General features: G+C 72.6%; 24 protein-coding genes. 14 read left to right on the top strand and 10 right to left on the bottom strand.

Going from position 1 to position 22217, the window contains the following annotated elements:
* Both ACFVX9_RS03360 and ACFVX9_RS03355 read right to left on the bottom strand, forming a co-directional pair.
* Nucleotides 1–645, bottom strand: coding sequence for a response regulator (locus tag ACFVX9_RS03360; RefSeq protein ID WP_380379289.1), 645 nt, complete (start codon nt 643–645; stop codon nt 1–3).
* Nucleotides 633–1859 carry a histidine kinase gene (locus tag ACFVX9_RS03355; RefSeq protein ID WP_380379287.1) on the bottom strand — a complete coding sequence of 409 codons (1227 nt, stop codon included), beginning with the start codon at nt 1857–1859 and terminating at the stop codon, nt 633–635. Before ACFVX9_RS03355 ends, ACFVX9_RS03360 begins: the two co-directional genes overlap by 13 nt.
* Nucleotides 1860–1994: 135 nt before the next feature.
* Here ACFVX9_RS03355 and ACFVX9_RS03350 point away from each other — a divergent pair, with 135 nt between their 5' ends.
* Together ACFVX9_RS03350 and ACFVX9_RS03345 are read left to right on the top strand one after the other, a co-directional pair.
* Entirely contained in the window at nt 1995–2711 is a 717-nt protein-coding gene (locus ACFVX9_RS03350; protein ID WP_387980130.1) for a hypothetical protein, read from the top strand.
* Complete coding sequence (locus tag ACFVX9_RS03345; protein ID WP_387980128.1) at nt 2708–3094, top strand: hypothetical protein; 387 nt, start codon at nt 2708–2710, stop codon at nt 3092–3094. Before ACFVX9_RS03350 ends, ACFVX9_RS03345 begins: the two co-directional genes overlap by 4 nt.
* A 16-nt stretch (nt 3095–3110) precedes the next feature.
* Here ACFVX9_RS03345 and ACFVX9_RS03340 read toward each other — a convergent pair whose 3' ends face one another.
* Nucleotides 3111–4019, bottom strand: coding sequence for a helix-turn-helix transcriptional regulator (locus tag ACFVX9_RS03340; RefSeq protein WP_387980126.1), 909 nt, complete (start codon nt 4017–4019; stop codon nt 3111–3113).
* Between the two features lie 102 nt (nt 4020–4121).
* Here ACFVX9_RS03340 and ACFVX9_RS03335 point away from each other — a divergent pair, with 102 nt between their 5' ends.
* Nucleotides 4122–5591 (top strand): MFS transporter, encoded by a 1470-nt coding sequence (locus tag ACFVX9_RS03335; protein ID WP_380379279.1) that lies wholly within the window; start codon nt 4122–4124, stop codon nt 5589–5591.
* A gap of 127 nt (nt 5592–5718) precedes the next feature.
* Here ACFVX9_RS03335 and ACFVX9_RS03330 read toward each other — a convergent pair whose 3' ends face one another.
* Nucleotides 5719–6669: a phosphatidylinositol-specific phospholipase C gene (locus ACFVX9_RS03330; RefSeq protein ID WP_387980124.1), complete on the bottom strand. Its 951-nt coding sequence runs from the start codon at nt 6667–6669 to the stop codon at nt 5719–5721.
* Between the two features lie 206 nt (nt 6670–6875).
* Between ACFVX9_RS03330 and ACFVX9_RS03325 the strand changes: the two genes are divergently transcribed.
* Nucleotides 6876–7109 carry a hypothetical protein gene (locus tag ACFVX9_RS03325; RefSeq protein ID WP_380479803.1) on the top strand — a complete coding sequence of 78 codons (234 nt, stop codon included), beginning with the start codon at nt 6876–6878 and terminating at the stop codon, nt 7107–7109.
* 113 nt (nt 7110–7222) lie between these two features.
* Here ACFVX9_RS03325 and ACFVX9_RS03320 read toward each other — a convergent pair whose 3' ends face one another.
* Nucleotides 7223–7426, bottom strand: a complete 204-nt coding sequence (locus ACFVX9_RS03320; RefSeq protein WP_380479805.1) for a hypothetical protein — start codon at nt 7424–7426, stop codon at nt 7223–7225.
* Nucleotides 7427–7429: 3 nt separating this feature from the next.
* On the opposite strand from ACFVX9_RS03320, the gene ACFVX9_RS03315 reads away from it, so the two are divergent.
* From ACFVX9_RS03315 to ACFVX9_RS03290, 6 genes are all read left to right on the top strand, one after another.
* Nucleotides 7430–7837, top strand: coding sequence for a hypothetical protein (locus ACFVX9_RS03315; protein ID WP_380479807.1), 408 nt, complete (start codon nt 7430–7432; stop codon nt 7835–7837).
* Nucleotides 7834–8907, top strand: a complete 1074-nt coding sequence (locus ACFVX9_RS03310; RefSeq protein WP_387980121.1) for a methyltransferase — start codon at nt 7834–7836, stop codon at nt 8905–8907. Before ACFVX9_RS03315 ends, ACFVX9_RS03310 begins: the two co-directional genes overlap by 4 nt.
* A gap of 107 nt (nt 8908–9014) precedes the next feature.
* On the top strand, nt 9015–9716 hold the full coding sequence (locus ACFVX9_RS03305) for a hypothetical protein (RefSeq protein ID WP_387980119.1): 702 nt from the start codon (nt 9015–9017) through the stop codon (nt 9714–9716).
* Nucleotides 9717–9775: 59 nt separating this feature from the next.
* Entirely contained in the window at nt 9776–10354 is a 579-nt protein-coding gene (locus ACFVX9_RS03300; protein ID WP_387980117.1) for an NADAR family protein, read from the top strand.
* Nucleotides 10351–11457 (top strand): hypothetical protein, encoded by a 1107-nt coding sequence (locus tag ACFVX9_RS03295; RefSeq protein ID WP_387980115.1) that lies wholly within the window; start codon nt 10351–10353, stop codon nt 11455–11457. The genes ACFVX9_RS03300 and ACFVX9_RS03295 overlap by 4 nt, the downstream gene beginning before the upstream one ends.
* A gap of 68 nt (nt 11458–11525) precedes the next feature.
* The gene (locus ACFVX9_RS03290; RefSeq protein WP_159398423.1) at nt 11526–12605 is read left to right on the top strand and encodes a hypothetical protein; all 1080 of its coding nucleotides are present in this window, start codon (nt 11526–11528) and stop codon (nt 12603–12605) included.
* A gap of 88 nt (nt 12606–12693) precedes the next feature.
* Here the strand turns inward: ACFVX9_RS03290 and ACFVX9_RS03285 are convergent, their stop codons facing one another.
* Entirely contained in the window at nt 12694–14076 is a 1383-nt protein-coding gene (locus ACFVX9_RS03285; protein WP_063347506.1) for a glycine--tRNA ligase, read from the bottom strand.
* 191 nt (nt 14077–14267) lie between these two features.
* On the opposite strand from ACFVX9_RS03285, the gene ACFVX9_RS03280 reads away from it, so the two are divergent.
* The 4 genes from ACFVX9_RS03280 to ACFVX9_RS03265 are packed head-to-tail and all read left to right on the top strand — an operon-like array spanning nt 14268 to nt 17478.
* Complete coding sequence (locus ACFVX9_RS03280; protein WP_380558713.1) at nt 14268–15260, top strand: metal ABC transporter substrate-binding protein; 993 nt, start codon at nt 14268–14270, stop codon at nt 15258–15260.
* Nucleotides 15261–15275: 15 nt separating this feature from the next.
* A complete protein-coding gene (locus tag ACFVX9_RS03275) occupies nt 15276–16040 on the top strand; it encodes a metal ABC transporter ATP-binding protein (protein ID WP_063347507.1) in 765 nt (254 codons plus the stop codon).
* Nucleotides 16037–17032, top strand: coding sequence for a metal ABC transporter permease (locus ACFVX9_RS03270; protein WP_387980112.1), 996 nt, complete (start codon nt 16037–16039; stop codon nt 17030–17032). The genes ACFVX9_RS03275 and ACFVX9_RS03270 overlap by 4 nt, the downstream gene beginning before the upstream one ends.
* 35 nt (nt 17033–17067) lie before the next feature.
* The gene (locus ACFVX9_RS03265) at nt 17068–17478 is read left to right on the top strand and encodes a Fur family transcriptional regulator (protein ID WP_063347508.1); all 411 of its coding nucleotides are present in this window, start codon (nt 17068–17070) and stop codon (nt 17476–17478) included.
* A 78-nt stretch (nt 17479–17556) separates the two neighbouring features.
* Here the strand turns inward: ACFVX9_RS03265 and ACFVX9_RS03260 are convergent, their stop codons facing one another.
* The 4 genes from ACFVX9_RS03260 to leuA all read right to left on the bottom strand — a co-directional run bounded on the left by ACFVX9_RS03260 (nt 17557) and on the right by leuA (nt 22096).
* Nucleotides 17557–18396: an isoprenyl transferase gene (locus tag ACFVX9_RS03260; protein ID WP_380336833.1), complete on the bottom strand. Its 840-nt coding sequence runs from the start codon at nt 18394–18396 to the stop codon at nt 17557–17559.
* 4 nt (nt 18397–18400) lie between these two features.
* Nucleotides 18401–19147 (bottom strand): DNA repair protein RecO, encoded by a 747-nt coding sequence (gene recO, locus ACFVX9_RS03255; RefSeq protein ID WP_063347510.1) that lies wholly within the window; start codon nt 19145–19147, stop codon nt 18401–18403.
* Between the two features lie 249 nt (nt 19148–19396).
* The gene (locus tag ACFVX9_RS03250) at nt 19397–19939 is read right to left on the bottom strand and encodes a TerB family tellurite resistance protein (protein ID WP_244293348.1); all 543 of its coding nucleotides are present in this window, start codon (nt 19937–19939) and stop codon (nt 19397–19399) included.
* Nucleotides 19940–20299: 360 nt separating this feature from the next.
* Complete coding sequence (gene leuA / locus ACFVX9_RS03245; RefSeq protein WP_387980109.1) at nt 20300–22096, bottom strand: 2-isopropylmalate synthase; 1797 nt, start codon at nt 22094–22096, stop codon at nt 20300–20302.
* Between the last annotated feature and the right edge of the window lie 121 nt (nt 22097–22217).

Here is a 22217-nt window from a genome sequence, read left to right as displayed (position 1 = left end):
CTACCCGACCTCCAGGAACCGCAGCACCGCCAGCACCCGGCGGTGGCTGTCGTCGGCCGGCGGCAGGTCGAGCTTGGTGAAGATCGAGTTGATGTGCTTGGCCACCGCGCTGTCGCTGACCACCAGGGCGGCCGCGATCGCGGCGTTGGAGCGGCCCTCCGCCATCAGGCCGAGCACGTCCCGCTCGCGCGGGGTCAGCTTCTCCAGCGGGTCCCGGTGGCGGCGCACCAGCAGCTGGGCCACCACCTCCGGGTCCAGCGCGGTGCCGCCCGCGGCGACCCGCTGCAGCGCCTCCACGAAGTCGTCCACGTTGGCCACCCGCTGCTTGAGCAGGTAGCCGACGCCGCTGGTGTTGGTGGCCAGCAGGTCGGCGGCGTAGCGCTCCTCCACGTACTGGGAGAGCAGCAGCACGGCGACGTCCGGCCACTGCCGGCGGATCATCAGCGCGGCCTTCACGCCCTCGTCGGTGAAGTCCGGAGGCATCCGGACGTCCGCCACCACCACCTTCGGGCGGTGCTCCTCGACGGCCGCCAGCAACTCGGTGGCGTCCCCGACGGCGGCTACGACCTCGAAGCCCACCGCCTCCAGGACCTTGACCAGGCCGACCCTCAGCAGGACCGAGTCCTCGGCGATCACAGCGCGCACGGCAACTCCACGGTGATGGTGGTGGGGCCCCCGAGGGGGCTGAGAACGGACAGTGTGCCGTCGACCGAGGCGGCGCGCTTGCGCAGGCCGGTCAGCCCGGTGCCGCGCGAGGCGTCCGCGCCGCCCACACCGTCGTCGCTGATGACCAGGCGCAGCCGGCCGCCGACCGTCCGCACCGAGAGGTCGACCCGCTGGGCGCGGGCGTGCTTGGCCACGTTGGTCAGGGCCTCGGAGACGGTGAAGTAGGCGACCGCCTCGACGGTCGGGGCGACCGGCTCGGCGAGGTGCACGTCCAGGCGCACCGGCAGCGGGGCGCGGGCCGCGATGCCGGACAGCGCCGCGTCCAGGCCGCGGTCCTCCAGGACCGCCGGGTGCAGGCCGCGGACGAGGTCGCGCAGCTCGTCGATGGCCGCCTGCGCCTCCTCGTGCGCGTCCACGATCACCTGCATGACCTCGGGCGGGACGTCCTTGAGGGTGCGCCGGGCCAGGCCCAGGTTCATCGCGAGGGAGGTCAGACGCTGCTGGGCGCCGTCGTGCAGGTCCCGCTCGATCCGGCGGCGCTCGGCGTCCACCACGTCGACCAGCCCGGCCCGGCTCTCGGCGATCTCCTCGACCCGCCGCTCCAGCGCCTCCGCCCGGTTGGGGCCGAGCAGCAGCTGGGCCGTGCGCACCTCCAGCCAGGCCGCCAGCGCCGCCAGCCAGGGCATCACGGCCAGCAGCAGCACCCCGGCGACCGTGATCACCACGTCCAGCCCGGCCAGCTCCGAGCGCAGCGGGCTGCCGACGGGCATCAGCCAGACCCAGCCGTACACGCTGGCCATCACCACGCCGGCGCCCCAGGCGTACAGCACCACCAGCGCGCCCGCCGCCAGCAGCGGGCCGGCCAGCAGGTGGTGGACGGCCTGGCGCCAGGTCAGCCCCAGCAGCAGCCGGCCCGGCAGCCAGGCCCACGGCTCGCCCGGACGCGGCGGCGACACCTCCACCCCGCGCAGGGCGCGCAGCCGGCCGCGCTGGGCGGCGGTGAGCGGGCGGGTGCAGATGAGGACCAGGGCCGTCATCGGGAAGAGCAGCTTGGACTCGGTGACGGCCAGCCAGACCGGCAGGGCCAGCGGGAGGCCGGCGGCTATGAAACGGGTGTCCCGCCAGGCCTCGGGCGACCACGGGGGGCGCCGAAGGCTCCTGACGAGCGCTCGGCGCAACGTGGTGGAGGGCATGACCGACAGCGTAGGGCGCGATGATCAACGGCCGCCATGAAGGGGGGCTCACGGTCGGGGTGTATCTAGGTACACCCCGGATTCGGAGCACGGCACCACCGACAGCGGCCCATGATCGACGGGAAGCTGGACGGCATGACGAGCACCGCATCGCACTCCGCCACCCCGCCACACCGGCGGCCCGTCCCCGGGAGCCACGGGGGTGTTCCCGGGGACGCGCTCCGCCGGACGGCGGGGCCGGAGGGGACGCTGCCGGTCGGGGCCGGGCCCTGGTCGGTCCGCAGCCTGGTGGGCCGCCGCGGCCGGGCCGCGCTGGAGGTGTACCAGGACGGCGAGTTGGCCGATGTCCTGGTCGCCGCCCGGCTCACCCCGCAGCTGCTGCGCGGTGCTCGTCGCAGCCCGGCCGGCGGGCGGGCGCGCCACGTGCTCGCCTGGGGCCGGCTGGCGGCCGACGGCAGCGCGCCCACGGTGGCGTTCACCGCCGGGCGGCTGGCCGGGCCTTTCCGGTCCGGGCGGTCGTTCGGGTTCGCACGGCCGCTCGGGTCCGGGCGGTCGTTCCGGTCCGTGCGGTCGCTCCGGTCCGTGCGGTCGCTCCGGTCCGTGCGGTCGCTCTGGTCCGTGCGGTCGCTCTGGCCGGCCGGGCCGTTCCGGTTCGAGCGGCCGGCCGTCGGCGCCGAGGTGGTCGCGGTCGCCGGGCGGTTCTGGCTCGCCTGGGCCGAGGGCCCGTACACCGGGGTGCTGGTCCGGCACCCCGGCGGGGACACCACCGAGCGGCAGCCGCTGGAGCGGGTGCGGCGCCGAGGCGAGGCCGCGATCGCCGGCGAGGCCTCGGTCGCCGGAGGGGCCGCATGAGCACCGCCGTCCTCGCCGGCCGCCCGGCCGCCGCCCTCGTCCTGCCCGCCCGCTTCGAGCGGGTACCCGTCATGGCCGCCGTCGCGCTGCTGCCCTGGCTCGCGGTCCTCGCCGCCTGCCACGAGACCCCGTGGGTGGTGCTCGACCTGCTGGAGTTCTCCGCGCTGCTCTCGCTCGACGCCCTGCTGCGGCGGCGCAACGCCGCCGCCGGCTGGGCCGGCGGCGCGGTGGCCCTGCTGCTCGCGGGGGACGCGCTGGCCGACATCGCCTGCGCCGGCCCGGGCCACGCGGTGCTCGCCGCCCTGGTGATGGCACTCGGCGTCGAACTGCCGCTCGCGGCGGTGTGCGTGCTGCTCGGGCGTGCCGTCCTCGCCACCCGCTAGAAGCCGTCGGGAGGGGCTAGAAGCTGGGCAGCTGGTCCATCAGCGCGCGGGTCTCCTCGTCCAGCGGGGTGTACGTGATCATCCGCGTCCCGAGTCGGGGGCCGAGCCAGAAGTTGGTGTACTCGCAGCGCAGCAGCCCGACGCCCGGCACCTGGAACCGCTTGATCCCGTTGCTCGGCCCCATCACCTCGTGCCGCTGCCAGACCTCCGCGAAGTCCGGCGAGGTCTTGAGCAGCCGGGCCAGCAGCGCCTTCCAGGCGGGCTCCGCGCTGTGGTCGGCCATCGCGGCGCGGAACCGGGCCACCATGCCGAGGCGTTCGGTCCGGTAGTCGATCAGCACCTCGCGGAACCGCGAGGGGGCGAACGCCAGCCACATCAAGTTGCGGTCCTCGGGCGGAAGTTCGCTGAGATCGCCGACGATCGCGGTGTACTGGGCGTTGTACGCGAGCACGTCGTAGCGGGTGTTGACCGCCACGGCCGGGTACGGCGCCATCTGCTCCAGCACCAGCCGCACGCTCGGGGTGACCGAGGGGCACTCCTTCACCGGCGCCGGATCCTCCGCGCCGGCCAGGGTGAACAGGTGCGCGCGCTCGCTCGGGTCCAGCAGCAGGGCGCGGGAGACCGCGTCCAGTACCTGGGTGGACACCTGGATGTCGCGCCCCTGCTCCAACCACGTGTACCAGGTCACCCCGACGGCGGCGAGCTGCGCGACCTCCTCGCGGCGCAGCCCCGGCGTGCGGCGGCGGCCGGTCGGGGGCAGGCCCACCTGGTCGGGTGCGATCCGCTCGCGGCGGCTGCGCAGGAAGGCCGCCAGGTCGTGCCGGCGGGCGTCGTCGGGGGCGGTCCGGGCTTGCGTCGCCGGGGCGGTCCGGGCTTGCGCGACCGAGGCGGACCGGGCTTGCGCGGCCGGGGTGGTGAGGCTCATGGTTCCTAGCATGCGCCAGCCCGGAGCCTGTTGCCAGGTACTTCTTATACCTGGATAACCACACTCTGGTACCAGGGTACGGCCAGGCGGATCGTAGGACCCGTGACCCAACAACTCGCCGTCGCCCCCGACCCGGTCCGCGCCGCCACCACCCCCGGCACCGCGACCGCGGCCGCCGCCCGCACCGCCGCCCCCTCCCTCGGCACCGCCGGGCTGGTCACCGTCCTGCTCGGGGCCTTCCTGCCGATGCTCGACTTCTTCATCGTGAACGTCGCCCTGCCCACCATCGACCACGACCTGGCCGCCGGGCCCGCCGTCCTCGAACTCGTCGCCGCCGGCTACGGCATCGCCTTCGCCGTCCTGCTCGTCCTCGGCGGGCGCCTCGGCGACATCTTCGGCCGCCGCCGGCTCTTCGTCGTCGGCGCCGCCACCTTCGCCCTCACCTCGCTCGCCTGCGGCCTCGCCCCCGGCGCCTGGACCCTGGTCGCCGCCCGCGCCGCCCAGGGCGCCTCGGCCGCGCTGCTGATCCCGCAGGTCCTCGGCACCATCACCGCCGCCACCGACGGCGCCCGGCGCGGCCGCGCCCTCAGCATCTACGGCGCCGTCGGCGGCATCTCCGTGGTCATCGGGCAGGTGCTCGGCGGCATGCTCGTCGCCGCCGACCTGTTCGGCACCGGCTGGCGCTCCGTCTTCCTGCTCAACGTGCCGTTCGCGCTGCTCGCCCTGGTCCTCGCCGTCCGCTACGTCCCGGAGAGCCGGGCCACCCAGGCCGCCCGCGTCGACGTGCCCGGCACCGTCCTGCTCACCGCCTCGCTGCTCGCCCTGCTCGTCCCCCTGATGGAGGGCCGCGCCGCCGGCTGGCCGCTCTGGTCCTGGGTGCTGCTCGCACTGTTCCCCGTCCTCGCCGCCGCCTTCGTCCTGGTCGAACGCCGGGCGGAGCAGCGCGGCGCCACCCCGCTGGTGCCGCCGTCCCTGCTGCGCATCCCCGAGATGCGGCGCGGCCTCGGCATCGCCCTGCCCTACTTCGCCGGCTTCGGCGGCTTCATGTTCGTCATCGCCGTCGCCCTCCAGCAGGGCCTGCACCTCGGCCCGGTCGCGGCCGGCTGGGCGCTCGTCCCGATGGCCGTCGGCTACTTCACCGCCTCGCTCTCCGGCCCCCGCCTGATCGGCCGCTACGGCAGCCGGGTACTGAGCGCGGGCGCCGTCATCCAGGCCGCGGGCCTGGCCACCCTCGCCGTCACCGTCCTCGCCGACTGGTCGCACTTCTCCCCGCTGCGGATGGCGCCCGGCGTCGCCCTCGCCGGCATCGGACAAGGCCTGATCGGCACCCCGCTGTTCCGCGTCGTCCTCGCCAAGGTGCCCGCCGCCCGGGCCGGCGTCGGCAGCGGCGTCCTGGCCACCGGCCAGCAGTCCAGCCTCGCCCTCGGCGTCGCCACCCTCGGCACCCTCTACCTGTCGCTCTCCCCCAGCCTCGGCATGGACCGCGCCCTCGCCCTCTGCCTGGGCCTTCAGCTCATCGGCTCCTTCGTCATCCTGTACCTGACCACCCGCCTCCCCCGCTCCATCGGCTGAGCCCCCCCGGCCCCGGGCCACGGCAACGGCCCCGCGATCGACACCCGATCGCGGGGCCGCCGGCACGTCGCGGAGCGTGAGCAACGGCGAGTCGGCGGGCCGGTCCGGGGACCGGTCAGCGGGCCGGTCAGCGGCCGATGAAGTTCTTGTCGATGAGCAGTTGCAGGACGTCGGTGTGGAAGTCGGGGAAGTCCATCGGGACGATGCCGAAGTGGGCGGGCTGCTGGCGGCGGGCGTTCAGGTAGTCGCGGACGGGGGGCACGATGGCGGACGCGTTGACCTTGGGCCAGCCGCCGTTGGCGTAGCTGGTGAAGTTCACGTACATCCGCGGGGAGCCCTGGTCGAGGAAGGCGCGGTCGAACCAGTCGGTGACGGCCTTGGACTTGGCGGCGAGGCTGATGCCCTGGAAGGTGTCCTGGGTGGCGAACCAGGTGTTGGTGGCGCTCGACCACTGGATGACGGACCAGGGGTTGGCGAAGTCGGCGGCGAGGACGACGCGGCCGCGGGCCTGGCCGAGGGTGGGCCACCAGGGGTTGGTCCAGAACAGGCCCCGGTAGCCGAGGCCGTCCAGGTAGTGGTTGATCCGGCGCTGGAACTCGGTGTCGTCGAGCCGGTTCCCGCCCGCGTACTCGTTCCTGACGCGCATGACGAGGCCCTCGCCCGGGTTGGCGGCGAGGAAGGCGCGGCACTGGTCGAGGACGTCCTGGAGGCGGACGTACTGGTAGTTGTCGCTGTGGTAGATGCCGAGTTCGTCGGCCGTCCCGGCGAGCCCGTTGCAGCGGATGTCGAGGAAGCGGATACCGCGCTGGAGCTGCTCGGGCAGGCCCCAGTTCTGGGTGTGGGACCACTCGGTGCCGTGCAGCGGGTCGGTGCAGCAGGAGTCGTGGGTGCCGGGGATCGTCAGGGCGGTCAGCGGCGTGGCGTCGTCCAGGGCGCTCATCCAGGCGGACGGACTGACGGCTGTGGCCGCGGCTGCGGCTGCGGCTGCCGCCGCGTCCGGGCTGAACGCGGCGGCGGCCAGGAGGGCGCCACCGGCACCGGCTCCCCAGCGCAGGACGTCACGACGGGTGGGGCTCATGCGGGCTCCTCACATCGACCTCTGGAAGGGGGAATTGTCATGCCCCCTCCCGGATCTGCTCGATGGGGCGGGCCCCGAAACCCGTGGCGCCCGGCGCAGGAAGTCGGCCTGGTCGACTTCTCCTGCGGCGGGTCGGGTGGAATTGACCCTTCCGTGGAGATGGTTCGTCATGGGACGATCCAGGCCCGGGGGAAAGGTGAGACCTCATGACCTTCGTCATCGCGTTCCTGGTCGCACTCGTGGCCACCATCATCGGCACGACCGTCTTCCTGGGCCGCCGGGAGCGCGCCCGCAGCGGCCACTCGGACGACACCGAGGGGCTGCTGATCGAACACCAGCGAACCGCGCACGCCGCCCAACTGCGCGGAACCTACTCCAGCCTGGCCGTCCACCACGGCACCGGACTGATCACCGACGACCTGCACAAGCACTACTCCTAGGCCTCGGCGCACGACGGGAGTGCGGCAGGAGTGTCCTCGTAGTCACGCCTGGCCATGCGGGATGCCTCCGGCGGTAACGGCGGCCTTGGGCGCGGGGGCCCAAGGCCGCGAGATCAGATGGTGGCGCCGAACTCGCCCGCCCGAACGGCGGTTACGAAGGACTGCCAGGCAGCAGGGGGACCTTCAAGGTAGGTCATCGGGGGCGCCTCTGCGAAAGTCATCAGCGAGAGCATCCCTTCGAGGAGCGCATGAGCGCGCTCGAAAGTCGTGGGTGCGAACGGGAAGTTGATCACCGTGCGGCTCGACAGCTGGCTCACCCCGTGACGGCCGCCACTCCCACCGCCCCCGACGCCGCTCTCGTCCACGACAGCTACACCGGGCGACTCGGCGTCGCCATGGACCACGTCGCCGGCCTCCTCCACCTCCGCCCCCCGGGGCGGCGTCGAGTGGACGGCCCGGCCCGAGGACATCGGCCCGCCGCCCCCGCAGAACTCGTGACGCTACCGCCCCGCCCCCGCCCCGCCCTGGTCGCCGCCGCAGCGTTCTCCATCGCGACCGGGGCGGGCGCAGGGGTACTCGCCTCCCGCTCGCTTCGCCACGGCGACCCCGGCATGGCGAACCTCTTCCTCCTCCTCGTACTCTGCGTTGTCACCGTGCTGGTCAACTCCGCACTCAGCAGGGCGATCCAGCGCAGACGCACACGCCCGCCCCAGGAAGGAGAACCGTGACCCCGGACACCGCAGCAGCCCACCGCGCGCTCGCCGACCGGCTTGAGGCGGGCGGCGCCCTGACCAGCCCGGCGCTGCGGGCGGCCGTGGAGGCCGTCCCCCGGGAGCCGTTCCTGCGCCCCGGGGTGTTCGTGTCCACCGGCAGGCGCCGCTGGCGGCCGGTGACGGAGCTCGGCGCCGATCCGACAGAGTGGGTCGAACTCGCTTACAGCAACCGGTCGTTGGTCACCCAGCTGAACGGCCATCTGACCGCCGACCAGGTCTCCGCGCCCGTCCGGGGCTTCCCCACCGCCTCCACCACCGCCCCGGCCGCCACCGTCCGCATGATCGACGCCCTGGGCGCCGAGGACGGGCACACCGCGTTGGAGATCGGCACCGGCACGGGCTACTCGACGGCCCTGCTCCGCCACCTCCTCGGCGAGCGCAACGTCGGCACCGTCGAGGCCGACCCGAAAGTCACGTACGACCGGGTGGTCGCCACCCACGCGGTGCGCCGCATCCCCTACGCCTGGGTGCAGCGGGCCAAGCCCGGCGGCACGATCCTGGCCACGGTCGGCACCTGGCCCGAGGGCGCCGGCCTGGCCAGGGTCACCGTCGCCGCCGACGGCACCGCCGACGGCCGGTTCATCGGCCGTTCCACCCTCCCTCCCGTCCGCCCCGAGCCCCCGACGGCCCGGGTCGGGGGCCTCGCGGCCCGGGCGGAGGCGGCCGCACCGAAGCGGCTGGCGCATGTCTCCCCCACCCTCCTCAACGAACCGACGCCGGCCTTCCTCGCCCAACTTGCCTTTCCCGGCGCCAAGTTCACCGTATCGATCGGGGAGGATCTGGAGTCGATCCACTACCTGGCCACCCCCGAATCCGCCGCCGAGGTCGCCGACGACACCTACGGCTGGACGGTCCACCAATACGGCCCGGTCCCGCTCTGGGACGAGGTCGAGCGCATCCTCACCGCCTGGCAGGAGGCCGGACGCCCCGACCTCACCGCCGTCCGCCTGCGGATCACCGACCGGGCGACCCACTACTGGATCGACGGCCACCCCGCCCTCCGCTGGGAGCACGCCGCCATCTGACAGATCGACAGAACACCTCCGGGAATGGGGCGATCTCGGGACGGCGGGGCCGACCGATGGAATGCTGTGGCCCAGTCCGACCACCACAACCACCCGGGGAGTCACCCATGCCGCTGTTCGGCAGCCGCAAGAACCTTCCGAGGCCGCTGTGCGACGAGCACGGCCCGTGCCAGGCGCTGGCGAAGATCTCGGTCTTCGAGGTCCGGGACCGACTGCGGCTCCTGATCACCAGGAGCCGCGGCCTGGGGCCCGATCCGATGGCGCGGCAGATCGACGACGAGTTGTCGGTCGTCCTCTGCGTGGACGCCGGCAAGCGGGCCGGAAAGACCGAGGCCCTGTCGATAGCCGAACACGCCGCCGACCAGTGGAGCATCAGCCGGGCCGAGCTGTGGGAGCGGACCTTCGCGAACCTGGCCACCGAACAGCTCAACCGGCAGGTCTTCGACGCGTCCAACGGCGACACCATCCACACCGTCAACGGCATGGGCGCCTGGCCCGGAGCCGCCCACGCGCTGCGCCTGGAGAACGCCCTGGGAGGGGGCATCGAGCTGCCCAACGGCGCCCTGGTCGCCCTGCCGACGAACAACACACTCTGCGCGGTGCCGATCCGCACCAGCCTGTCGCTGAACGCCATCCGCTTCCTGATCGACCTGTCGAAGGAGCTCGCGGCCGGCGACCCGGCGCCGCTGACCCCGTCGCTCTTCTGGTACCGGGACGGCTGGATCGAGAACCTCAACGTCGGCTCGGACGGCATGATGCGGGTGTCGCCCCGCTTCCGGGACATGGCGAACGCGCTGCCCGCCGACTGACCCGACCGGCCACCGAAAACCCGCTGGCCCGACGGCCCCCTTTGCGTCAGAATGACGATATGAGCGAGATGCGAGTGGAGGACCCTGCCGACGTCCGTAGCCGGGCGGAGCTGGCGGCGCTGACGGCCACCGGGGTGCGGCCGAAGTGGCTGATGTTCTGGGGGCACACCGAGCGGAAGGGCGGGGGGACGCGGCGGGAGTGCCTGAGCCAGTGGTGGCCCGGGCAGTTCACCGTCGACGGGGTGGCGTACGCGTCCGCCGAGCACTGGATGATGGCGGGCAAGGCCCGGATGTTCGGGGACGAGGCCATCGAGCAGCGGGTGCTGGCGGCCCACACGCCGGCCGAGGCGAAGAAGCTGGGGCGGCTGGTCAAGGGGTTCGACGACGAGGCCTGGACGGCCGGCCGGTTCGAGCTGGTCGTCGAGGGGAACGTCGCGAAGTTCGGGCAGGACGAGGCGCTGCGCGCCTACCTGCTGGGCACCGGCGACCGCGTCCTGGTCGAGGCCAGCCCGGTGGACCGGATCTGGGGCATCGGGCTCGCGGCCGACGACATCCGCGCGGAACGGCCGGACGAGTGGCGGGGGTTGAACCTGCTCGGCTTCGCCCTGATGGAGGCGCGGGCACGGCTCGCCGCATGAGGGCGGTCGGCCCGGTGCTGGACGGCACGGTGGTGGTGTCGGCCGCCGCCGCGCTGGCCCTGGCGCCCGGGGTGTGGCGGCGGGAGGTCCGGCCGGGGCACGGGGGGCGTTTCGGCCCGGAGGTGGCGCTGGCGCTGGTCGTGGCGCTCGTCTACCTGAACCAGGTGCTGTTCGCCGTGTACGTGCAGCGGGTGCGGGACGGGAGTACGGCGTTCGTCGCCCGCTACCTGCCGCCCGGGTGGTTCGACGTGCCGCGCGGCAACCCGGCGATCGACTGGCTGGCGGCGCACTTCCCCGCGCCCGAGCTGCTCGCGCCCACCGTGCTCCGCGTCCAGGCGTTCCTCGAACTCCCGCTGGTGCTCCTGGCGTTCGCCGCCGTGCTGCGACGCCTGGACCACGGCCTCTACGTCCGGGCGATGCGCTCGCCGCTGACCGGGCTCGCCGCCGTCTCCTATACGGTGGCGTTCTGCGCGGTGGAGTGGGACCTGCGGAATCCGTACACGGTGGACGACATCGTGCTGCGGACGGTGTCCGCGCTCGTCACACCACCGCTGCTCGTCTGGCTGGCCTCCCGCGAACGGGCCCGGCCACCCCGCGGCCCGGTGCTGTTCACGCTCGACCTGTGGGCGTTCGGCACGCTGATGCTGACGCTGTACGACACCGCGCTGCTGTACAACCTGGCCCGACTCGGCGACCATCTCGCCGGCGCGCTGGCCGCGTTGGCGGTCCTGGCCGCCACCCGGTTCGTGCCGTGGAGCGGCGGTCCGGCCGGCCCGCACACCACCGCGTTGACCGGCACGCTCGGGCGGGCCCTCGTCCTGTTCTTCGTCCCCGCGCTGGCCGTCCGCTACGGCGTCTCCTTCGGAACCCCCGAACTGGCGGCCGTCGCGGGGCTCGTGGTGCTCCTGCCGGCGGTGCGGACGGTCCGTCTGATCCCCGCCGCCCTGGTCGGGGCGGCCGTCGGCTGCGCCGTCGCCGTGGTCGCACCCGGCTCGTACTACGAGGCGACCCTGCTGCGGAGCGCGACCGGCGCACTTCTTGCAACGACCGCCGTCTGCGCGCTCCTTGACACCAGTCGCGCACGACTGGACGTGCTCCCTTAACTCCCCCGCCATATAGCGACGCCAGGATGTCCCGCAGTCAGGGGAGAGATGGACGGGGTGGGGCGATCATGCGCATGCGGCCGACGGCACAATCCGCGGGCCAGGACCCGGAGGGCGAGCAGCAGGCGTACGAACTCCGGGCGGAACTGGACGAGTTACTCCGCGCGAGCCGCTACGCGAGCCAGCGGGAGCGGCGGTTGAACGAGGCGATCCGGGCGGCGCCGGGCCGCCAGCGGCCGGACGGGGACCTGCTGCGGCAGTTGGCGCAGGCGCGCACGCTGCGCGAGGGCCTGGGCGCCCGCTGCCTCCAACTGAGCGATCGGCTGGAGGCGTTGGAGAACCGGCTGAGGAGCCGACCGCCGGAGCCGCAACCGGCCCAGGCCCCGCCGCCCCAGGCCCGGCCCGCCCGCCCCGACATCGGCGCCCTCGCCGAGCGGGTGGCGGCCCTGCACCGTGCCGGCGCCTTCGCCGAGGCGACGGAGCTGCTGTCCCGGGCGGCCACCGGCCTCGATCCGGCGGACGCCGCTCTGCTGGTCGGCATGCTCTCCCGGCGCGGTCCGACGGGCGCGTCCCTGCACCTGGCCAGGAGCGCCGCGCAGTGCGCGCCGGAGCAGGCGGTGGCGATGCTGGCGGAGTTGCGCGAGCTGGGGCTGGCGGAGGAGGCGGCGGAGCTGTTCCACGCGTTCTGGGGCTATCCGGCGTCGGCGCTGCCCGCCCTGCTGGCCGCGCTGGAGCGGGCCGGGCAGGGCGCGGACGGCGCGACGCTGCTGTGGGAGTGGGGTTCGGCGCCGACGCCGGAGCTGACGGCGCTGGCGACCGGCCTGCGCCGTACGGGCCGGCACGCCGACGTACGGACGCTGCTGCGCCAGGCGGCCGGCCGGCCGACGGCGGAGCTGGCCGCGCTGGCGACGGAGCTGCCGGCCGAGCTCGCGACCGTCCTGCTGTACGAGCTGGCGGCGCTGCGCCCGCCGGTGGAGCTGGTCAAGCTGGCGGCCGCGTTGGACACCAGCCCGGAGCTGTACGGGCGGTTGCTCGCCGCGCTGCTCGCCGACGGCGCCCGGCACCGGACGACGCTGGCCGCCCTGCGCAGCGCCGGCCTGCCGACCGAACCGGCCGCGGCCCCCCGTTCCCGCTGGGGCAGACGGTAGGACCGCAGACGGGGAAATGGAACGCAGGAGCCCCCGCCCGCCCCGGACGGACCGGGGCGAACGAGGGCTCCAGAAGGGCGGAGCGGGCTCAGCAGCCGATCAGTCGCGCGCCCAGGTACGCCTTGACCTGGTCGAGCGAGACGCGCTCCTGCGACATGGTGTCGCGGTCGCGGACGGTCACCGCGTTGTCCTCAAGGGTGTCGAAGTCGACGGTGACGCAGAACGGCGTGCCGATCTCGTCCTGGCGGCGGTAGCGCTTGCCGATGGCGCCGGCGTCGTCGAACTCGACGTTCCACGCGGTGCGCAGGTCGGCGGCGAGGCCGCGGGCCTTCGGGGAGAGGTCGGCGTTGCGCGACAGCGGCAGGACGGCGACCTTGACCGGGGCCAGGCGCGGGTCGAGCCGCATGCCGACGCGCTTCTCCATGACGCCCTTGGCGTTGGGCGCCTCGTCCTCGAAGTAGGCGTCGATCAGGAAGGCCAGCATGGCGCGGTTGAGGCCGGCCGCCGGCTCGATGACGTACGGGAAGTACCGCTCGCCGCTCTCCTGGTCGAAGTACTTGAGGTCCTGGCCGGACGCCTCGCTGTGCACCCGCAGGTCGTAGTCGGTGCGGTTGGCGACGCCCTCCAGCTCGGAGTACTCGCTGCCGCCGAAGTTGAAGCGGTACTCGATGTCCACCGTGCGCTTGGCGTAGTGGGAGAGCTTCTCCTTCGGGTGCTCGAAGAAGCGCATGTTCTCGGTGCGCAGGCCGAGGTCGACGTACCAGTCCCAGCGCTGCTGGAGCCAGTACTCGTGCCACTGCTCGTCCTCGCCCGGCTTGACGAAGAACTCCATCTCCATCTGCTCGAACTCGCGGGTGCGGAAGATGAAGTTGCCGGGGGTGATCTCGTTGCGGAAGCTCTTGCCGGTCTGGGCGATGCCGAACGGCGGCTTCTTGCGCGACGTGGTCTGGACGGCCTTGAAGTTGGTGAAGATGCCCTGGGCGGTCTCGGGCCGCAGGAAGGCCAGGCCGCTGGCCTCCTCGGTGACGCCGAGGTGGGTCTTCAGCATGCCCGAGAAGTCCTTGGGCTCGGTGAACTGGCCCTTGGTGCCGCAGTCGGGGCAGTTGACGTCCTTGAGGCCGTTCGGCGGCGGGAAGCCGTGCTTGGCCTCGTACTTCTCCTCCAGGTGGTCGGCCCGGTGGCGCTTGTGGCAGGAGAGGCACTCGGTCAGCGGGTCGTTGAAGGTGGCGACGTGGCCGGAGGCCTCCCACACCTCGCGCGCGAGGATCACCGACGAGTCGAGTCCCACGACGTCCTCACGGGCCTGGACCATCGCGCGCCACCACTGGCGCTTGATGTTCTCCTTGAGTTCGACGCCCAGCGGCCCGTAGTCCCAGGCGGCACGCGTGCCGCCGTAGATCTCGCTGCAGGGGTAGACGAAGCCACGGCGCTTGCTCAGGCTGACGATCGTGTCGATCTTGTCGGCGGCCACAGTGCTCTCTTCAGTACGTACGGCACGGTCAGGGCACGGCTGGTTGCGCGTACCCGAATACCTCAGGTTACCGGCCATACGGGTACGGGGTTCAAATCGGTATCGTCCGGCCCCTCCCAGCCACGGCCACCTGCCGTTCACCCGTCCGAGTGAGTTGACAATCATTTCCAGATAAGATGAGAATGATTGTCATGATGATCGGACGACGTACCCGCAGCTCGATAGCCATCGCCGCCACCGCCCTCACCGCCTCCCTCGTCCTGACCGCCTGCGGTGGCAGCAGCAGCGCCCAGAGCGCCGACGGCAAGCTGAAGGTCGTCGCCTCCTTCTACCCGATGGAGTACCTGGCCCAGCAGATCGGCAAGGACCACGTCGCGGTCACCGACCTCACCGCGGCCGGCGTCGAGCCGCACGACCTGGAGCTCACCGCCAAGCAGGTCGCCACCGTCCAGAAGTCCGACGCGATCATCTACCTCAAGGGCCTGCAGCCCACCGTCGACCAGGCCGTCGGCCAGTCCTCGGCCAAGTACAAGATCGACGCCACCGCCGCCAGCCCGCTGGTCGACCACCACCTCGACGAGGGCACCGAGGCCGACGGCCACCAGCACGACGGCCCGGCCGGCGACCCGCACATCTGGCTCGACCCGACCCGCTACGCGGCGATCGCCAAGAGCGTCGGCGACGGGTTCGCCAAGGCCGACCCGGCCCACGCCGACGACTACCGCAAGAACACCGACGACCTGGTCGGCCGGCTGACCACGCTGGACCAGGAGTTCCGGGACGGCCTGAAGGACGCCAAGTCCAGGACCTTCGTCACCAGCCACGCCGCCTTCGGCTACCTCGCCGACCACTACGGCCTCACCCAGGTCGCCATCAACGGCGTCGACCCCGAGTCCGAGCCCACCCCGGCCCGCCTCGCCGACGTGCAGAAGGCCGCCAAGGACAACGGCGTCACCACGATCTTCTTCGAGACCCTGGTCAGCCCCAAGCTCGCCGACACCGTCGCCAAGGACCTCGGCCTCAAGACCGCCGTGCTGGACCCGCTGGAGGGCGTCAAGGACCCGGGCAAGGAGGACTACCTCTCGGTCATGAAGCAGAACCTGGCCAACCTCCAGACCGCCCTCGGCGCCACCCCCGCCGCGACCGGCACCACTCCCACCGCGACCGGCACCCCCACCAGCTGACGGGACGACAGCACCATGACCCACCCGATACCCCCGGCCGTCCGCCTCCGCGACGCCGTCGCCTCCCGCGGCGGTCGGCCGGTGCTGCGCGGCGTCGACCTCACCGTCCAGCCCGGCGAGGTGGTCGCCCTGCTCGGCGCCAACGGCTCCGGCAAGTCCACCACCGTCAAGGCCGTCATCGGCTCCGTCCCGCTGGGGCAGGGCACGCTGGAGCTGTTCGGCATCCCGTACGCCGGCTTCCGCGCCTGGCACCGGATCGGGTACGTCCCGCAGCGCACCACCGCCGCCTCCGGCGTGCCGGCCACCGTGCGCGAAGTGGTCTCCACCGGGCGGCTGCCGCAGCACCGGCTGCTGCCGTTCCGCCGCCGGGACCGCGCGGCGGTCGACCGCGCGCTCGCCGCCGTCGGCATGCTGGAGCGGGCCGGGGACGGCGTCGCCGACCTGTCCGGCGGCCAGCAGCAGCGGGTGCTGATCGCCCGCGCCCTGGTCGGCACCCCCGACCTGCTGATCATGGACGAGCCGATGGCCGGCGTGGACGCCGCCAGCCAGCAGGTGCTCGCCGACACCCTGCGCGCCGAGGTCTCCCGCGGTGCCGCCGTCCTCCTCGTGCTGCACGAACTCGGGCCGCTGGAGCCGCTGATCGACCGCGCCGTGGTGCTGCGGGACGGCTGCGTCGCACACGACGGCCCGCCCGTGCCCAACACCGGACTGCACGCGCTGCCCGGCCACGACCACGTCCACCCGCACGCCGACCACACCCCGCCGAGGCTGCTGGCATGACCGAGATGCTCTCCTACGACTTCATGCAGCGCGCCCTGCTCGCCGCCGTCCTGGTCGGGATCACCGCCCCGGCCGTCGGCATCTACCTGGTGCAGCGCCGGCAGGCCCTGATGGGCGACGGCATGGGACACGTCGCGATGACCGGCGTCGGCCTCGGCTTCATCTTCCAGACCAGCCCGGTCTGGATGGCCGTGCTGGTCTGCGTGCTCGGCGCCGTCACGATGGAACTGGTCCGCTCGCGCGGCAACCAGCGCGGCGACATCGCCCTGGCGATGCTCTTCTACGGCGGCATGGCCTGCGGCAAGCTGCTCGTCTCGCTCTCCGCCCAGGCCGGCGCCGGCTCGCTGGAGAGCTACCTGTGGGGCTCCATCCTCACCGTCGCCCCGACCGACCTGATCACCATCGCGGTGCTCGGCGCGGTGGTCGTCGCGGTCACCGTCGGCCTGCGCCGGCAGCTCTTCGCGATCTGCCAGGACGAGGACTTCGCCCGGGTCACCGGCCTGCCGGTGCGCACGCTCAACCTGCTGCTCGCGGTGATGGCCGCCGTCACCGTCACCGTCGCGATGCGGGTGGTCGGACTGCTGCTGGTCAGCGCCCTGGTGGTGGTCCCGGTTGTCGCCGCCCAGCAGCTCACCCGGTCCTTCGCCGCCACCCAGGCGGCCTCGATCGCGCTCGGCGTGGTGGTCTCGCTGGCCGGCGTCACCGGCTCCTACCACCTCAACGTGCCCTCCGGCCCGGCCATCGTGCTGCTCGCCATCGCGGTCTTCGCGGTGTTCAGCCTGCTCGCCGCGCCGCTCGCCCGGCGGCGCCACCGCAGGGGCGTCGCGGACCCCGGACCGAAGGTCTGCGACGTCGCCCTGCCGGAACCCGTCCCGGGACAATCCCCGGGGCAATCCCCGAATCAGATCCCGGGACAGATCCCGGGGCAGATCCCGGGCCGCGGTTCCTCCGACGCGATCACTCCGGAGCGGGGTGCGGGGCTGGCACAATGAGGTGCGAGACGCCCACCACCCCAGGAGGACCCACGGTGACCACCGCAGGCCCGTCGCCGCGCGCCCGCTCGACCCGGCAACGTGCCGCCGTCTCGGCGGCCCTGGACGAGATCGAGGACTTCCGCAGCGCGCAGGAGCTCCACGACATGCTCAAGCACCGCGGGGACTCCGTCGGTCTGACCACGGTCTACCGCACCCTCCAGTCGCTCGCCGACGCCGGCGAGGTGGACGTGCTGCGCACCGCCGACGGCGAGGCCGTCTACCGCCGGTGCAGCAGCGGACACCACCACCACCTGGTGTGCCGGCACTGCGGCGCCACCGTCGAGGTGGAGGGCCCGGCGGTGGAGCGCTGGGCCAACGCGGTCGCCGCGGAGCACGGGTTCAGCGACATCGCGCACACCCTGGAGATCTTCGGCACCTGCGCGGAGTGCGCCAAGAAGGTCTGACCAGCGGAGCACCGGTACGGCGAAGGGCCCGTGGGAGCGATTCCCACGGGCCCTTCGCCGTACCGCCGCCGTACCGCGTCAGCGCTGGGTGGGCAGGTCCAGCGGCTCGGGCACCTCGTTCGGGATCGCCCCGCCGAAGCGGCGGTCGCGCCTCGCGTACTGCTCGCAGGCGCGCCACAGGTCGCGGCGGTCGAAGTCCGGCCAGAGCACGTCCTGGAACACGAACTCGGCGTACGCGGACTGCCAGAGCAGGAAGTTGGAGGTGCGCTGCTCGCCGCTGGGGCGCAGGAACAGGTCCACGTCCGGCATGTCCGGGTGGTACATGTACTTGGCGAGGGTCTTCTCGTTGACCTTCTTCGGGTCCAGCTTCCCGGCGGCGACGTCGGCCGCGAGGGCCGCCGCGGCGTCCGCGAGCTCGGCCCGGCCACCGTAGTTGACGCACATGTAGAGCGTGACGGCGTCGTTGTCCTTGGTCTGCTCCTCGGCGACCTGGAGCTCCTGGACGACGCTCTTCCACAGCTTGGGCATCCGGCCCGCCCAGCGGACCCGCACGCCCATCGCGTCCATCTCGTCGCGGCGGCGGTGGATGACGTCCCGGTTGAAGTTCATCAGGAACTTCACCTCGTCGGGCGAGCGCTTCCAGTTCTCGGTGGAGAACGCGTACAGCGAGATGTTCTTCACGCCGAGCTCGATCGCGCCCTTGAGGACGTCCAGCACGACGGACTCGCCGACCTTGTGGCCCTCGGTGCGGGGCAGTCCGCGCTCCTTGGCCCAGCGGCCGTTGCCGTCCATCACGATGGCGACGTGTTCGGGGACCAGCTCGCCGGGAATCTTCGGGGGCTGTGCGCCACTGGGGTGCGGGGTCGGGGGGAGGTACTCCCTCTGCTTGCCGCCGCCGAAGAGCCGTCGCGCTGCCATGTGCTCACTTCTCCACGTATCTCATCGAGCGGATGCCCCGCTCCAAATGCCACTGCAGATAGGCCGCGACCAGGCCGCTGCCCTCCCGCCAGTACCTCGGCTCGCAGGAATCGGCCGTCTGCCAGTCCCCTGACAGCAGCGCCCCGAGCAGTACCAGTGTCTCAGGGGAGGGTACGGCACATCCGGGCACTCGGCAGTCCGGGCAGAGGACCCCGCCTGCGGGAAGGGAGAAGAAACGGTTCGGCCCCTCCAGCCCGCATTTGGCGCAGTCCGTGAAGCTCGCGCCGTACCCGTTCACCGCGAGCGAGCGCAGCAGGAAGGCGTCCATCACCAGGTGCGACTCGTGCAGCCCGGCCGCCAGCGTGCGCAGGGCGCCCACCAGCAGCAGGTACTGCTGGACGGCCGGTTCGCCCTCGTTCTCGGCGAACCGCTCGGCCGTCTCCAGCATCGCCGTCCCGGCGGTGTAGCGGCCGTAGTCGGTGACGATCGAACCGCCGTACGGCGCGATCGTCTCCACCTGGGTGCACAGCGGCAACCCACGGCCGATCAGCTCACTCCCCCGGCTGAAGAACTGCACGTCCACGTGCGAGAACGGCTCCAGCCGGGCGCCGAACTTGGACTTGGTCTTGCGCACCCCACGCGCCACCGCCCGCACCTTGCCGTGGTGCCGGGTCAGCAGGGTGATGATCCGATCGGCCTCGCCGAGCTTCTGCGCCCGCAGCACGACGCCGTCGTCCCGGAAAAGACTCATGGGAACCATTCTCCCCCACGGCGCGCCCCGGCCGCCGACAGCCGTGTTGCCCGCACCGGGTCCGTGGGGGAGGACCGAGCGGTGCGGGTCACGGCGGGCCCGGAGGGGGATTTCGGGCCCGTTTTGTGGGGGATCGGAGATGGCTCGGGGGGTTGCGCGGCAGGCCCGGGGCCCGGCACTGCGGAGCGGGCCCGGTTCTGCGGAGGAGGTTCCGTCCTGCGGGGGAGGTCCGGTTACTGCGGAGAAGGTCTAGTACGGAGCCCGGGTCGCCGCCTCCAGCAGCGCCCCGACCCGCGACTGCGGTAGATCCAGACAGCGCCCGACCGCGGCCAGCGCCTCGCGCTCCTGCGGCAGGTAGCGCCCGTCGGACAGGGCGATCGCCGCGCCCTGCAGCAGCAGCCGCTCCCGGCCCTGGTGGGCCAGGTGCGGGGCGAGCGGTTCGAGCACCGCGTGCAGTTCCACGGCCAGGCCGCCGGCCATCCCGTGGGCGTCGTAGAGTTCGCCGCCGAGCCCGGACAGCGCGGCGAGCGCGGCCAGCACCTGGGCCTCGCCGCAGTCCTCGAACCCGGCCTCACGCACCGCCGTGCAGGCCGACTCGCGGGCCGCGCGGTGCGCGGTGCCGCCGGCCGCGAGCAGGGCGAGCGCGATGGTGTACTGCGCGTCCCGCAGCATCGCGCCGAGCCGTACGGAGGTGGGCTGTTCCAGGCTCTCGACGCCGTAGCGGCCGTGGCAGCTGGTGCACTGCACGCTGCCGATCACCGGGCCGAGCGGGGCCACCGGGGTCCCCAGCAACCGCAGCCACCGCCGGCCGTGCTGCCGGCGGTAGTTGCGGTCCCCGCCACAGCCCGGGCAGAAGAAGTCACCGAGAACGTCAGTCCGCCACCGCGGGCGAACACCCCACAACCTGGTCACGGCGCCACTCCCCAGACATGGCAGACGGCCTGCACAACAATGGGCAGGTCACGCGACCGGACACCGAGGCCGTCCCACCGACCCGGCTTTCCGGTGGATCGATGTTGCCATGGTTACCGGCACGTGTCAGTACCTCGAACGGCTTCCGACCCGAAAAAATGTGGCGCAGGACACAACTGGCCCCAGGTGCGGCGAAGGGCCGCCCCGGAGGACGGCCCCGCCACATCTCACTCGTACGAACTACCCGCGCTGTGCCCGGTTGACGGCGCTGATGATCGCCTTCAGCGAGGCCAGCACGGTGTTGGCGTCGATGCCGACGCCCCACAGCACCTTGCCGTCCACCGCGCACTCGACGTACGCGGCGGCCTGGGCGTCGCCACCCTCGCTCAGCGCGTGCTCGGCGTAGTCCAGGACGCGGACGTCCAGGCCGATCCGGGCCAGCGCGTCCGTGAAGGCGGAGACCGGGCCGTTGCCGACACCGGTCAGGGTCACCGGTACCGAGTCCACCAGCGCGCCGGCGATCAGCGCGTCCCGGCCGTCCTCGGTGGTCAGGGTGCGCGAACCGCTCAGCGAGATCCGGCCCCACGGGTTGTCCGGGGTCGGCAGGTACTCGTCCTCGAAGACCCGCCAGATCTCGGCCGGGGTGACCTCGCCGCCCTCGGCGTCGGTCTTGGCCTGGATGATCCGGGAGAACTCGATCTGCATCCGGCGCGGCAGGTCCAGCTTGTGGTCGTTCTTCAGGACGTACGCCACACCGCCCTTGCCGGACTGGCTGTTGACCCGGATGACCGCCTCGTAGGTGCGGCCGACGTCCTTCGGGTCGATCGGCAGGTACGGCACGCCCCAGGTGTGCTCCCCCACCAGGACGCCCGCCGCCGCCGCGTCCGCCTCCAGGGCGTCGAAGCCCTTCTTGATGGCGTCCTGGTGCGAGCCGGAGAAGGAGGTGTACACCAGGTCGCCGGCGTACGGGTGGCGCGGGTGCACCTCCATCTGGTTGCAGTACTCGGCGGTGCGGCGCACCTCGTCGATGTCGGAGAAGTCGATCTGCGGGTCGATGCCCTGCGAGAACAGGTTCATGCCCAGGGTCACCAGGTCGACGTTGCCCGTCCGCTCGCCCTGGCCGAACAGGCAGCCCTCGATGCGGTCCGCGCCCGCCATGTAGGCCAGTTCGGCGGAGGCGACGGCGGTGCCGCGGTCGTTGTGCGGGTGCACCGACAGGCAGACGAACTCGCGGCGCGACAGGTTGCGCGACATCCACTCGAACTGGTCGGCCTGCACGTTCGGGGTGGCCCGCTCGATGGTGGCCGGCAGGTTCAGGATGATCTCGCGGCCCTCGCCCGGCTGCCAGACGTCCATGACCGCCTCGCAGACCTCCAGCGCGAAGTCCAGCTCGGTGTCCACGAAGATCTCCGGCGAGTACTGGTAGCCGAAGACGGTCTCCTCGCCCAGCAGCTTCTCGGCGTACTCCATCACCAGCCGGGTGCCGTCGGTGGCGATCGCCTTGGTGGCGGCCCGGTCGTTGCGGAACACCACCCGACGGAACAGCGGCGCCGTCGCGTTGTACAGGTGGACCGTCGCGCGCGGGGCGCCGACCAGCGACTCGACGGTCTTCTCGATCAGCTCCTCGCGGGCCTGCGTCAGCACCGAGATGGTGACGTCCTCGGGGATCGCCCCCTCCTCGATCAACGACCGCACGAAGGCGTGGTCGGTGGCTCCGGAGGACGGGAAGCCGACCTCGATCTCCTTGTAGCCCATCGCGACCAGCAGGTCGAACATCTTGCGCTTGCGGGCCGGGGACATCGGGTCGATCAGCGCCTGGTTGCCGTCCCGCAGGTCGGTGGAGAGCCAGCGCGGCGCCTTGGTGATCACCGTGCTCGGCCACGTGCGGTCCGGCAGGTCGACGGTGTCGAACGGCAGGTAGCGCCCGTACCGCATGCCGGAGGGCAGCTGGCGCACGGACGCGGCGGTGATCGGGGTGGGACGGTCGACGAAGGCGCGACCGGCGGGGATGGGCGCGGCGGAGCTCTGCTCGGTCATGGAATGACTCTCGGCTTCCTGTGATGCGTGGTGCGGGGGCGGGTCGGGGTGGTCGACACCGACTGGCCGGCAGCTGCCGCTCGCGACCCTCCGTTGGATCGCCGGATGACGCGCACAGCTC

This window comes from Kitasatospora sp. NPDC058243 (assembly GCF_042882025.1).
GTDB lineage: Bacteria > Actinomycetota > Actinomycetes > Streptomycetales > Streptomycetaceae > Kitasatospora.
The sequence above is the reverse complement of the archived record's forward strand: the minus strand, read 5'-3'. Positions and strand labels throughout refer to the sequence as shown.

What these genes read in the sequence shown, in the direction of transcription:
- ACFVX9_RS03275 (WP_063347507.1), top strand. Translation starts at nt 15,276, where the DNA reads ATGACCCACCCGATACCCCCGGCCGTCCGCCTCCGCGACGCCGTCGCC.
- ACFVX9_RS03270 (WP_387980112.1), top strand. Translation starts at nt 16,037, where the DNA reads ATGACCGAGATGCTCTCCTACGACTTCATGCAGCGCGCCCTGCTCGCC.
- leuA (WP_387980109.1), bottom strand. Translation starts at nt 22,096, where the DNA reads ATGACCGAGCAGAGCTCCGCCGCGCCCATCCCCGCCGGTCGCGCCTTC.
- ACFVX9_RS03305 (WP_387980119.1), top strand. Translation starts at nt 9,015, where the DNA reads ATGCCGCTGTTCGGCAGCCGCAAGAACCTTCCGAGGCCGCTGTGCGAC.
- ACFVX9_RS03295 (WP_387980115.1), top strand. Translation starts at nt 10,351, where the DNA reads ATGAGGGCGGTCGGCCCGGTGCTGGACGGCACGGTGGTGGTGTCGGCC.
- ACFVX9_RS03340 (WP_387980126.1), bottom strand. Translation starts at nt 4,019, where the DNA reads ATGAGCCTCACCACCCCGGCCGCGCAAGCCCGGTCCGCCTCGGTCGCG.
- recO (WP_063347510.1), bottom strand. Translation starts at nt 19,147, where the DNA reads ATGAGTCTTTTCCGGGACGACGGCGTCGTGCTGCGGGCGCAGAAGCTC.
- ACFVX9_RS03345 (WP_387980128.1), top strand. Translation starts at nt 2,708, where the DNA reads ATGAGCACCGCCGTCCTCGCCGGCCGCCCGGCCGCCGCCCTCGTCCTG.
- ACFVX9_RS03280 (WP_380558713.1), top strand. Translation starts at nt 14,268, where the DNA reads ATGATGATCGGACGACGTACCCGCAGCTCGATAGCCATCGCCGCCACC.
- ACFVX9_RS03355 (WP_380379287.1), bottom strand. Translation starts at nt 1,859, where the DNA reads ATGCCCTCCACCACGTTGCGCCGAGCGCTCGTCAGGAGCCTTCGGCGC.
- ACFVX9_RS03330 (WP_387980124.1), bottom strand. Translation starts at nt 6,669, where the DNA reads ATGAGCCCCACCCGTCGTGACGTCCTGCGCTGGGGAGCCGGTGCCGGT.
- ACFVX9_RS03300 (WP_387980117.1), top strand. Translation starts at nt 9,776, where the DNA reads ATGAGCGAGATGCGAGTGGAGGACCCTGCCGACGTCCGTAGCCGGGCG.
- ACFVX9_RS03260 (WP_380336833.1), bottom strand. Translation starts at nt 18,396, where the DNA reads ATGGCAGCGCGACGGCTCTTCGGCGGCGGCAAGCAGAGGGAGTACCTC.
- ACFVX9_RS03350 (WP_387980130.1), top strand. Translation starts at nt 1,995, where the DNA reads ATGACGAGCACCGCATCGCACTCCGCCACCCCGCCACACCGGCGGCCC.
- ACFVX9_RS03325 (WP_380479803.1), top strand. Translation starts at nt 6,876, where the DNA reads ATGACCTTCGTCATCGCGTTCCTGGTCGCACTCGTGGCCACCATCATC.
- ACFVX9_RS03290 (WP_159398423.1), top strand. Translation starts at nt 11,526, where the DNA reads ATGCGCATGCGGCCGACGGCACAATCCGCGGGCCAGGACCCGGAGGGC.